The organism is Gimesia aquarii (assembly GCF_007748175.1).
Classification (GTDB): domain Bacteria; phylum Planctomycetota; class Planctomycetia; order Planctomycetales; family Planctomycetaceae; genus Gimesia; species Gimesia aquarii_A.
Window position 1 is genome coordinate 1,627,410 of record NZ_CP037422.1, and the last position, 12,554, is coordinate 1,639,963.

The 12,554-nt window shown below is 45.2% G+C and carries 7 protein-coding genes and 1 tRNA gene; 5 read left to right on the forward strand and 3 right to left on the reverse strand.

The genetic code is table 11. The features are described 5' to 3' along the window. The first annotated feature begins 241 nt into the window (after positions 1–241). Together V202x_RS06410 and V202x_RS06415 are read left to right on the forward strand one after the other, a co-directional pair. Positions 242–1,051 carry a hypothetical protein gene (locus V202x_RS06410; protein ID WP_145172285.1) on the forward strand — a complete coding sequence of 270 codons (810 nt, stop codon included), beginning with the start codon at positions 242–244 and terminating at the stop codon, positions 1,049–1,051. A 308-nt stretch (positions 1,052–1,359) separates the two neighbouring features. Then, entirely contained in the window at positions 1,360–2,559 is a 1,200-nt protein-coding gene (locus V202x_RS06415) for a pyridoxal phosphate-dependent aminotransferase (protein ID WP_145172287.1), read from the forward strand. 100 nt (positions 2,560–2,659) lie between these two features. On the opposite strand, the gene V202x_RS06420 is transcribed toward V202x_RS06415, so the two are convergent. The 3 genes from V202x_RS06420 to V202x_RS06430 all read right to left on the reverse strand — a co-directional run bounded on the left by V202x_RS06420 (position 2,660) and on the right by V202x_RS06430 (position 10,270). Then, positions 2,660–7,507 (reverse strand): beta strand repeat-containing protein, encoded by a 4,848-nt coding sequence (locus tag V202x_RS06420; protein WP_145172289.1) that lies wholly within the window; start codon positions 7,505–7,507, stop codon positions 2,660–2,662. Between the two features lie 543 nt (positions 7,508–8,050). Beyond that, positions 8,051–9,421 carry a tetratricopeptide repeat protein gene (locus tag V202x_RS06425; RefSeq protein WP_145172290.1) on the reverse strand — a complete coding sequence of 457 codons (1,371 nt, stop codon included), beginning with the start codon at positions 9,419–9,421 and terminating at the stop codon, positions 8,051–8,053. A 66-nt stretch (positions 9,422–9,487) separates the two neighbouring features. Next, positions 9,488–10,270: a tetratricopeptide repeat protein gene (locus tag V202x_RS06430; RefSeq protein ID WP_145172292.1), complete on the reverse strand. Its 783-nt coding sequence runs from the start codon at positions 10,268–10,270 to the stop codon at positions 9,488–9,490. A gap of 229 nt (positions 10,271–10,499) precedes the next feature. Here V202x_RS06430 and V202x_RS06435 point away from each other — a divergent pair. From V202x_RS06435 to fae, 3 genes are all read left to right on the forward strand, one after another. Further along, positions 10,500–10,570, forward strand: a tRNA-Gln gene (locus tag V202x_RS06435). Positions 10,571–11,125: 555 nt separating this feature from the next. After that, positions 11,126–11,863 (forward strand): class I SAM-dependent methyltransferase, encoded by a 738-nt coding sequence (locus V202x_RS06440; protein WP_145172294.1) that lies wholly within the window; start codon positions 11,126–11,128, stop codon positions 11,861–11,863. A gap of 96 nt (positions 11,864–11,959) precedes the next feature. Beyond that, positions 11,960–12,508, forward strand: coding sequence for a formaldehyde-activating enzyme (gene fae, locus V202x_RS06445; RefSeq protein WP_145172296.1), 549 nt, complete (start codon positions 11,960–11,962; stop codon positions 12,506–12,508). Positions 12,509–12,554 lie beyond the last annotated feature (46 nt).

The following is a 12,554-nucleotide window of genomic DNA, read 5'->3' on the forward strand; positions in this document are numbered from 1 at the left end:
TAGAAACGGTAAAACCCAGTTTATTCCTATAAGCAGTCTAAGCCACACGACCAGCTATGGTCAAGAAAGAGTTGACTGATGCTCCCGTTATACGCTGTGAAAGTAACTCGCTTTAGAAAATTCCTGCTGGAAAAACCAAAAAGTGTTGTCAGGGCATGCTTCTTTTGTCACACTGGAACCTAAAGTCTGTCTATATGAACCTTTTCAGGCCATTTTCTGTTTACAATTCTGGTTTTCAAATATGTTTGTCCGATCATTACTTCTCTCTGTTTTCTGGGTGGTTTCGCTTTGCAGCCCCATATTTGCACAAGGGCTTATCTGGGAACTCCCTCCCGATGGATCCTGGGTCCGTTTTGAAGGAACCTACGAAAAAGAAATGCCCGGTCCCGATTCCAATGACCTCAATGTCAAACTAAAATGGACACGACACTTGATTATCAGTTCTGTCGGTTCAGAAATGGCGGAATTTGAAGGTGCCCAAACCCCTTGCCGCTGGCTTGAGTTCAAGTGCATAACCGGCAAAGAAACCGAATCGGGAGTTGCCCCGGGAGTATCTGGCCCGCGCATCTATAAAGTGTTAATACCTGAAAAGGTGGTTAACGGTCAAATTAAAGACAAAAGTGGGCTCCCCGTCACATTTCTCCCCATTATTCGTGGCTATCGAAAAGTGGGAGACCGGCCAGTGGAGCCTCTGAAAACAAACGTGCTGCGATTTTACCCGATGATCACAATGCTTGAGCATTACACCAAATGGGAGTCGGAGGGAGGCCCTGCCACAATTGACATTCCCACGGGTGCAGTCTCCGCCCGTGAGTATAAAGGCAGCTATGTGAGTGAGAGTACGACCACACGTTCCAAGAATGAAGGGACCATCTGGCGAACCAGTGAGATTCCCTTTGGAGTTGCAAAATGGGCCGTCACTGTCACACGCGATACCAAAGGGGGAACTCAGCCCCGCACCGACTTCAAAATGACTTCACGGATTCAGGTCGCGATGTCAGCTCACGAAGTGGGAAAGGACGCCGAGAGTGAGCTACCCGGTTCCCGCTAAGAGACTCATTGATACGACGAGTTGCTAGTTCTCAAACATCACAGAGCTCAGGATTGTCGCTTTCCCGGTTCAATCCTGATACGTCAAGCGGCAACGCATTCCCGCCAAACACATTTTTTTAGCGGGAATCTTGTTCGATTTCCAAACAATGCTATCGGAGACTTGACGCTATCCCCCCAGGTGAAAAGAATCGGGTGTTTTCGAACATTTATTGATTCCCGAGTGTCAGAGCAGGGGACTCAATCCAGTCTGAATGCGTATTTCAGACATACCAAGTTTCGTTCATTTCAACTACAAAGATCAGAATTATGTCGATGCAGCTTTCCTCTACAGTTCAGAAACTAAAGCCCTCTGCCACAATAGCCGCTGCAGCAAAAGCCAAAGAATTAAAAAGTACTGGTGTCAAAGTTTATGAGTTCACATTAGGGGAACCAGACTTCACGACCCCAGCTCATATCTGCCAAGCCGCCAAAGAAGCAATGGATGCCGGTCAGACTCATTACACACCTGCCGCCGGTACACTGGAAGTGAAGCAGGCCGTCTGCGATGCCTATCAACGCGATTACGGTTTGTCGTATCAACCCAATCAAGTTGTAATTTCCAATGGAGCCAAACACTCGATTCATAACGTGTTGACGGCTTTGTGTGGTCCCGGCGATGAAGTCATCATTCCGACCCCCTACTGGGTGAGCTATAGCGCATTGGTTGAATTAACGGGTGCCACGCCTGTTATGGTAGAGACGACCGAGGAAAGCGGATTCTGCATGAGCGCTGATCAGTTCGCACAGGCAATCACTCCCAAAACTAAACTGATGATGCTCAACAACCCCTGTAACCCGACAGGTGCCGCGTATCCCGTTGAAACTCTGGAAGCATTGGCGCGAGTGGCTGTTGAAAAAAATATCGCCGTACTTTCCGATGAGATTTATGAGAAGCTGATTTACGAAGGTTCTGAATTTCGTAGCTTCGCTTCGTTCGGCCCGGATGTGGCAGCCAGAACGATTATCGTCAGTGGGGTCAGTAAAGCTTATGCGATGACGGGCTGGCGTATTGGCTGGGCAATTGCCTCTGTTGAACTAACGGCTGCCATGACAAAGCTGCAAAGTCAGGAAACCTCGAATCCCTGTAGCATCAGCCAGGCAGCTACCATTGCCGCTTTGAGTGGCCCCCAGGAGAGTGTGGCTGAAATGTTGGCCGCCTTTACAGAACGTCGCAAGTATGTCCTTGAACGTTTACGAAAATTTCCTGAAATCAGCTTTGCGGAACCGGGGGGTGCGTTTTATGCCTTTTTCAATGTGAGCGCCCATTTCAACAAACCACTTGGTGGAGGCAAAGTGGTGAAAGACTCCAGCGAATTCTGCACCGCGTTACTGGAAGAAGCGCATGTGGCTCTGGTAACCGGAGATGCCTTTGGCGCGCCGGGATATGTTCGACTCTCTTTTGCGACTGACCTCAAAACTCTGGAAGAAGGTTTGAACCGGATTGAGCAGTTTCTGTCACCCGCTTAACCGGCAGTGAGTTCATCTATTAAAAATAAGGCCATCCTGAATTGCTTCAGGATGGCCTTTTGATTTTAACAGAGATTCAAATCATGCCCAGTGGGGGAGATTAGAATTGTCCCCAACCGAAGGGCAGTTCGCCAACGATCGACCCGGGTAGGAAGACACCGTTGGCATCTCCAGTTGTGGTGTAGGGATTAGTGTCAAGAATAAAGATTCCGAGATCCCCAGTACTATCAACTCGGAAGGTACTAGCACCTGTACCAGAGTAGAGAAAGTTACCTGCCCCGGGAGCGATCAGGTTAGCTATGCGAGCAGCCTGTCGTTGAGCATTTCGACGTCGGGAAGTCGACGTGAAAGGACCCGGGCTAGCAACGTTGTTTAGTCGCGATTTGAAAGTATCTGCGTTGTTGTAGAACGCACCGGTATTATTCACACCGCTTGAAATAATCGTGTTGTTATCCCAATCCAAGTCTAAACGAGCCAAGGCGTCACTCTGCAGGGCTGTGATTGCAGTCGGGTCAACAGTGTTACCCCAAGTTCCAGCCGTGTTAACCGGATCTACAGTTGAGACAAACGACTGGAAGAACACATCATCACCAAGGTTACCTGTGAGGGTGCTATTGGTAACTGACATGATCACACCGGAACGGACAAAGTTTCCAAGACCGTCACTGGCAAATCCACCGTCGTCATAGTTATTTAAGGATCCTGTCCGTGCATCGGTAGTACCAACTCGAACCACTAAACCGGTCGAACTGAAGCCACTGTTGATACCATTATCAATAATCTGGTTAGTGTCCATATCAAATCTCAAGAACACATCATGAAAGAGGTTTCCATCCGCAAGTAGCGGATCTGTTGCAGGTCCAGTTTGCGTCTGGTTGTTTGATGCGGTATAGACGACATAGACCCCTTCTTCCAGGTTCGCATTCACAATGTTGTTGTTAAACGTGATGGCAGTACTTGAAGAACCAAGTGAACCTGGTCGTGCCAGCACGTCAAAACCACGACCGTTGTTGAAATCGATCACGTTACCTGTGATATTCAAAGTAAAGCTACCCGATAATGCATTCGTAAACTCAATACCATCACCCTCGTTGAAAGTAATATCATTATTCGAGATTGTGATTGTATTTGTACCAGGAAGATCCATATCAATACCATGCACATCGTTGCTGGCGATCAGGTTACGAGCAATCGTCACTGTACCGGCACCTGTCATACCAATACCATCTTGACCGTTATCCTGAATAATGTTACCCAGTGAGGAATCTGCAGCATCTCCAATGACCAGGTTATTCGAAGCGGCAGCAAGGTTAATACCATCGGCACCATTGTTGGCAATCAGGTTGGTTGTCCAGGCCCCTGTAATATTGCGAAGATCGGCTGCAGAGTTAGCTAACTCGGTTGTTCGGATACCGTCCTGAGTATTTCCTGTGATTGTGTTACGTGTCATGTTTGCAGAGAGTGTGGCATCTGCTTCCACTCGCAAATCAATACCATTCTGAGTGTTGGCTGTGATAATGTTATCATTAACATTATAAGTATCAACCTTATTTGCACTCGTCGCAGTCAAGCTGATACCGTCCAGAGTATTACCGGTAAGCGTGTTGAATCGAATCAGAGTATTATTGATTTCACCATCTGAGGTTCGGGCCATTTGAATACCGTTACCTCCATTGTTCTGGAAGATGTTTCCAAAGGTCGCTGTTGTACCACCGATGACAACATCATTGATCGTGGCAAAATCTCCCAAATTGTTACCAGTCGTATCAAGCCGCAAACCGGAAGCAACATTGTTTTGGAAAACGTTACGTTGAATAGTTCCTGTAAAAGTAGCGGTATCTCTCATTAGGACGCCCACGCCTTCGCCATTGAAATTAGTACTCAGAGTGGTATTAAACGTCGTATCAAATAGCTGTTGATCGATATCAACCTGATTCTCAGTATTACCCTGGAGTTCTAACCCAATGTGAGCATCACCGTTGTTGAGAAACGTATTGGCAAGTGAACTGTCAATGGCTCCCAGACTTCCAAATGCCAGCGTAACCCCGCCGGTACCACCAATTGTTGTCGTGCCTGTGACTGTACCACCGACCCCACGGCCAGCACCATCATCGCCAGGTAAATCGGGAGCACGCCCTACAAAGGTGTTGCGTGTGATTATCGCTGTGGTTCGAACATCACTGGAACCAAACAAGATTCCATCTGTTCCAAGAGTATTTCGGTTGAAGTTGTTAGAGTCGATTTGACCTAGATCATTTACAGCTGTGGTCGTACCACCTAACGCACTTCCTCCGAGGAACATGCCTGCTTCGGTATTGTTGCTGAAATCGTTATTAGAAATAAACGTTGTTCTAAAGATACCACCAGTATTGTTTGTAACACTCATACCATGTCGGGTATTCCCGGTGAACGTATTACTTCCGATTGAAGGTGAACCGAACGTGGTAAGATCAATGGTTCCCGTTGTGAGACCGAATGCCAAACCGTCCTGAGTATTCCCGGTCGCTGTGTTATTGATAATATTGGCGCGAATGACACCCGAATTTAAGGTGTTCAGGCTTAGTCCATTCTGACCATTGCCATTAAAGACATTCGCCGTCGAATTCGCATTTCCAATATTCAGAGTGATGAGTGAACCCACACCATTAGATGTGATTACAAAACCATCTGTAGTATTTGTGCTCGCATTAATATTTGTCACACCGAGATCGAGAACTCCGTTTCCATTGTTATCTTCACCGGGATCGAGAGTTCCGTTTTGATTCAAGTCCTCAGAAAGAGCTGAAATGCTACCGCCGGCGGTTGCATCAAAGGCAATACCAATGCCTGTGTTACCAGTTGCTGTGATCGAATCAAAGGTAGTGAAAACGACGCTACTGCCGTTAGAGTTCACGTGTAAACCAGTGTTGGGATTGATGTTATTATTAAATGTATTATTGGAGAAGTCAGTCTGAATTGTAGATCCCCCATTGGCGGTAATAATCATACCGGTACCATTGGAATTGGCTGCGTTCCCTGTAATACCGAGAGTTGTAACACCGTCAGCGGCAGTTCCTACTCCATCGATTATACTTCCACCATTGGCAATGATTTCAAAACCAGTTCCTGTGCCTGGGGGGACCACACCAAGGTTGTTTGTTGCTGTGTTACTATGGAATGCAAGTTCAAGTGTACCTATATTTTGAGTAATCCGTGCTCCATGCAAAGAGTTCGCACCATCTCCAGAGAATGTATTCTCCGACAGGATACCAATACCATTGGCATTGTTTATGACATCAACTCCACGATTATAGAGCACAAAAGAGTTGCGGTTGATATTGAATCCACGAGTGCTGGTAGAAATGATACCATCGTTATGTGGTAATCCTGCTGCCCTCTCGCCACTGATATTGAAACCAGAGACTTCCCAGGCACCACCGTTGCCGATCACAACAGCTCCTTCAACCCCGGTCGTATTGCTTAAAGTAGGGCGACTGGCCGCGGAATTAAACCCAGGCAATGTCATGGTTACGATACTTCCATCTGATTGAAGTGTGTTGAAAGTATGAGTTACCGCTTCACTCAAGAGACGTTGTCCCAATCGACCTGCGATACCTCCACCATTATCAAGTAAGGTAATTGCACCATCCAGGTTCGTTGTTGTACCATCCTGAACAAAGATGATGTCTGTCATTGCTGTTGGAGGTGAGGCATTATAAGCGGCCACAGAGCCAAACGGTGTTTCAAAAGTACCATTCCCAGCAGCACCAAAGTCCGGATTGATGTGAGCCACTGTGTAAGGTTGACCATCGTCAGGGTTAATGGCAACTTCGTTTGTAAGCGTACTTTTTACATTCGCTACAACACGGTAGTTACGATTCATTGGTTGATACATACGTTGTCTGCGTGTTTTAGGACGCATCCACTTATTCGATCTACCGTCAGGCATCGTCAAGATCACATTCATCCATGCATTTGATCCAAACACGGAGTCTTTGGCATAGCTGACACTCATCTGCCACCAGTCGTTGATATTTGCTTCTGCACGAAACTTAGCACCAGCCGCACTTTTGTCATGGTCTGAGTCATAATAATACCCGCCAACAAAAGCATCGATTCCGAACTTTCCTAAAACCGGAAGTGGACCACCGATTTCGGCATCAACACCACCATAAGAAGATTCTGTACGAAAATCTCTATATAACATAATTCGATTTGACCGAAAGAACGCTCCCCCCGTCAGATTATTAGAAACGACGATTTGATCGTTATTAATTGGGAAGTAACCGTTAACACGTGTGGTCAGATACTGACCAATGACTTCACCACTTAAACCGAGTTGATGATAATCTTGAACGTGCCCATCATCGTAGTCGTACCAGCCGGCAAAGGTGAAAATCTTATCTACCGTTTCACTATAGCCACGCCAACCAGCTCCCAGGTTAACACCACCAGCTCCTCGGTCAGTTACTAATGCTCTGATATCGAGAAACAGCATGCTTTGATCAGGGTTGATGGTAAATGGTAGTAAAACTCCTAAATTCGAATAACCATCATCATAACCAATTCCACCACCAATCCCTTTATCTAAGCGAAAGAGTGGTTGAAACGGGGTCTCTTGCAGTGGCTGATACCCCATACCACGATCAATGTATTCATCAACGACCATCGTTTGTGGATCGGGATATCGATAAGGCATATATCCTTGAGGAGTATCCTTGTAGCTGGCATCTTTCATTGTTGTAAAGCCGGGCACATGATTCGGTTGCACATTATTCTGTGGAATAAAATCATGTCTGAATGCTCCAGATGAAACATTCCCTACGATGGCAGAACCCTCTTGTTCGCCAACAGTAGCGCGTCCCTCTGATTGAGAGTCCTCAGTTTGCTTCGGATCTGCATAGGCAGACGCCAGTAAACACTGAGTCGCTAAAAAGAAGCAGGCCAGACTAACAGGTAATTTAATCATCGAAAACTCCAACGTCGATGTGTAACTCGTCTCTAACAATTTCAGACGATCAACTCTGTTCCGTATTTGTCTTTCAGAATCCCGTATCTGTGGACTTCATGTCCCTCAACAAAACCTGATTGACTCGAATGGCTGGGCAAGCCAGATTCCATTCATCCCCCCTTTTCCCGGCTCGGTGTGAAGATATTCCGATTATCCGGGTACAAGCGGTTATTCTGATCTTTCGGAATAATCGTGTTAATAAGTTGAGACGAAATATGCTAATCGAAGGGGTCAGGGGAAAACCTCTAAGCAGAATCGAAATTCCGTATGGACTACTTTATAGCGTAAGCTATTTTAAAATAAGGAGTTAAGAACGATCCACAAGGCGAAAACCGGCGCTAATTTGGGATAGGAACAAGCTGAATTTTCTTTGAAAATATTCTCTGCAATTGAACACAAAGCATACTCTGAGAAGTGATCTAACAAACACTCATCTTCGCGATTAATGAATGCGATTTGTGATGATAGGACAATTTTGTCAACTTGGTAATCTAGCGATGGCTATTTGAACCAAATTGTGTCTGCTTCCCATTTTCCATTTACAGGGATCAAAGTCGTCAGAGTTCGACCATTTTTCATCATGATCCTGGCTTGAATCTGATTCTCCGCTTCATCAACCTGGACAGCATGAACTAACTCTGCAGGAGTCGCTGACTCTGTCTGCCGCGCTGCTTGTTCCAACATTTTGGCAGTGATACGATTGCGCAGGCGTTTGGTGAAATAAGGTTTGAGTGCCTCAACATCCTGCTTTTTGATATACTCTAACTGAAGCGCAATGATTTCTCTGGTTTTCTTCCTGAGCTGCTCAGCGAGATCCTTCTTTTCTGCAGCCGTGAGTTTGTGTTTTTCCTGATGAGCAACTACCAACTTTGCTGCTTCCAATTGCTGGATCCATGTCTCACGTGTCTTTTCACTAAGAGGTAATTTCCGAGTCACATACGCCAGGCGATGCATATCCCGTTTCCCTCTGACGAGTCTCGTAATTTCGTATTGCGCAGGAGCGCGTTCATTCTTAGCGACACGCCATTCAAATAAAATGTCGTTATCGCCTTGTCTGATAACATTCCAGTCCTCAATTTGATGTGTGTTTTCAACGTTGGACTTCATACGATTCATCATCTCTTCGGCAGAGATCAGCTCACCCAGTTTGAATAGTCTTTGAGTCGAGAATAACTGTTGATAATTCTGAACGGTTTCTTCTGCTGTAACAAATTCAGTTAACGCATTGGTAGCATTCATCATCCGATAGCCTTCTTTCCATGAAGGCCCCAGCTTAAATTCCATGGTACTAATGGCTCTGGTGAGATCTTTAGCAAGACCTCGTATATCAACTAATGCAAATAGCCTCGCGTTACGAAATTTGATCCACATAAACCCGTAGATTAAGAGTGACTCGCCATTTTGATTTCGCTGTCGATCCGGTTTTCCCAACAATTTGAGAACTTCTACTTCGGGAGTTCCCACATTCAATAAACCTTTACTGTCAAAAAAATTCCAGATCTTCATAAAATCATTGGCAGCGCGTTTATTGTTCTGGTCCAGTAAAACCGCTTTTCGCAATTCGACCCATCCCTTGCTGGCTTCAGAATTTTCAAGGTAACTCACGCCGAGCAAATAATGTAAAACACTGCTTTTTGGTTGTAATTCAATGGCTTTTTCAAATTCTGAAGTAGCATCTTTCCAATATTTCTGTTTGAGAAATTGCTGACCTTTTTTGGCATGCTCTAGAGCTTTTTCTTTTTTTTCCTGCTCTGAAAGAGTAACCGCTTCTTTTTTTTGATCCTGTGCGAAAACACTGTTTTCTGTAACGGAGATGAACAAGATCAAACAAAAAAAGAAAGCGGATCCAAAAACTGCCTGTTTCCTATTCATAATTTCAAGATCCAATTGAATACACAGAAAATCTCGCTGATGACGAGAACTTAGCTGTTCGTAAACTCATTTTTGTTTTTTGGGTGCTGTTAGTAATTGTAGCTCGATTCGACCAGTGTGCCACATGTAATTCGGCCCAAAACCAGCGCCAGGCCCCCACTTATTATTGACCGCTTTTTGCAGATATTTCCGAGCGGTTTCTTTCCGCCCATGCAATGATTCATTCAGACCAATATAAAGGTATGCGTAAAAATTTCGTTTCTCCCGTTCATGATCATTAATATCTGCTTCTTGAATGCGTTTCAGAATGGTCTCTGGGGTCACTTTACCTTCGAATAAACGATAGAGTTCAGGAAATGGTTCGCGGTCATCTTTTTCATACTTTAGCAGTCCACGTTGCGCTGCATCTGCTCCTTTTGCTTTATATTGGGAGAAAAATCGCCAAATGCCATTTTCACGATCGACGTTGTCAAACGAATGATAGCTCTCAAATTGCTTCGCTGCATCTGCATACTGTTTGGCGTAGTAACAGGCAATGCCTCGTCTCCAGTGTGAGGTCTTAATCTTCGGATTCAGCTCAATCATCTTATCATAGTCGGCAACGGCCTTTTTGAATTGTCCCCTAAAAAAATATGCGTCTCCTCTCCGCGAATATAAAGAGGTATCATTAGGTGTGAGCTTAATCTGAGCAGTTAACTCGTCAATTAACTGTTTCAACTTTGAATTGATGACAGCATCCTCTTTCGATCGTTCTGTCTTGAGAGGTTCCTCAGTGATCCCTACTCTACTGATGCAGAATACAAGAAACAGAATCAACAAATATCGTGAGCTGCGAGTCAAGCATTTCATATGTCGAGTTCTTCCTGGTTGATATGATTCAATAATAGCCATCATAAATAGAACCTGCTAACTCTTATAGTGTCATAAGAGCATAGTGTCTTGAAAGGGTAAATCAGGTTGAAAAGTGTAGAATTTCTCTCTCGAAACCGCTTGGCGAACGGAAAAAATTTCGTATAATGCACGAAAAGAGGGTGTTTTGCGATTCACTGTCGTACCATCTTCAATCATTTGATCTCATTGCCTGATAGTGTAACGGTAGCACGAATGACTCTGACTCATTTAGTCTAGGTTCAAATCCTAGTCGGGCAACTTTCAATTTACCCTACAATCGTAGGGTTTTTTCATTTCTACCGTCTGATGGCATACTTGGGGGCACATCAGGATTACAAAATACAAAACTTCTGGTGTAGCTTATTTTGAAGCTCTCCTGTTGTTTTGAGATCGAATAGGTTGAATGTCTGATAATAAACGTTCAAAACTCATCCGTTTCGTAGGGTATACGATCTTTTTTTTACTCATGATCTATGTCTTGAGTATTGGCCCTGTTGTAGCGACGTTGCAGACCCCCGAAGGTATGCCTCTTGAATATATAGAGTCGTTATCAGCAATTTATGCTCCTTTGCTTTGGGCAGCAGATAGAAGCGATATTCTAGATGAGATTCTCAGATGTTACATAAAAGCTTGCGGATCCCCTTTCCACAATAAAACAAACTAGTTCGTTTTCTACTCTGGATTGAGAGGTCACGATCAATTTTTAATCTTAAAAAAATTTAGGTGTTACCTGTTCGCTTTTGACTCACACTCAGTATTCTGATATTTGAATACTCTCTGAAGTCAATCACATCACTTGATAAGAGGTTATGGATGACAACTAACTACGATCCAATTGCTGAGCAGTACAAACGATCGAAACAACAACCTTGGCGGACCTTCGTTGAATGTTTTACTTTGATGAATCTGGTAGGGGACCCAGCAGAAATGTCGGTACTCGATGTTGCCTGTGGAGAAGGTTTTTATACCCGCTTGATTCGAGAACAGGGCGCTGCACACGTTACCGGAATCGATCTTTCTCAAGGCATGATTGATCTGGCACGTAGTCAGGAAGTACAGCATCAGCAGGGAATTGAGTATGTTGTCGGTGATGCTCGAGAATTACCAGACACCAATCAGTTCGATTTGACTGTGGCAGCCTGGCTACTCAACTATGCCCGCAATCGGGATGAGCTGCAAGCCATGTGCGACGGCCTTGCTCGCTCACTAAAGCAGGGAGGTCGGTTTGTCACAGTGAACTGCAACCCTGCGCAAACATTTCCAAACGCTCCCTCGTATCGTAAGTATGGCTTTGAGACCTCTGTACTGGGAGAGTGGCAGGAAGGGGCACCAATTCAATGGCGGTTTTACTTGAGCGACGGGCATATTGACGTCGAAAACTACTACTTAAGTATCACCACACATGAAGAGGCACTTCGTCAGGCAGGTTTCAGAGAAGTAGTTTGGCACGCTCCCCAATTAGCGCCGGAAGGATTACAGGAAAACGACGAAGAATTCTGGTCAAGTCTGATGGAGTCTCCCCCTATGACGTTCATTGAATGTGTGAAGTAACCGAATTCTTACTGATCTCACTGCCTCGCTTGTAGGTTTCTTCCAGATCAGATAGGCTGTTGAGCATCTTGCTTTTAACCTATAAGGAATATTGATATGAGCGATCGAATTATCATGCGAACCGGCGAAAGCCTAGTTGCCGGTGGTCCCCCTTTTACCGCAGCAGAACCAGAAGTCGTCATTGGAGAACTTGACGGACCTGTCGGCACTGCGATAGCAACTCTGACCGGTTCTCAATCGGCGGGTCACTCCAAAGTCTTTGCTATTCTGAACACCGATATTCAAGTTCGACCTGTCACGCTGATGGTCAGCAAAGTGACTGTGAAGAGTAACGCCTACACAAACATTCTAATGGGAACCGTCCAGGCAGCAATTGCCAATGGTGTACTGGATGCCGTTCGCGCCGGTGATATTCCTAAAGAAAAAGCCAATGATCTGGGAATTATCTGCTCTGTCTGGTTGAATCCAGGTGCCGCAAAAGATGAAAATTTGGACCACAAAGCCCTGTTTGAGATTCATCGCAAAGCAACCGCGCAGGCGATTCACAAAGCGATGTGCAACGAACCATCCATTGATTGGCTGCTTGAACACCAGGACGAAATCACACACAAGTACTATCAGAAAGGCCTGGACGGAACGCTGTGATGCTGCCGTGAGTACTTTTTAATCGACTTTGCAATTCAACGATAGT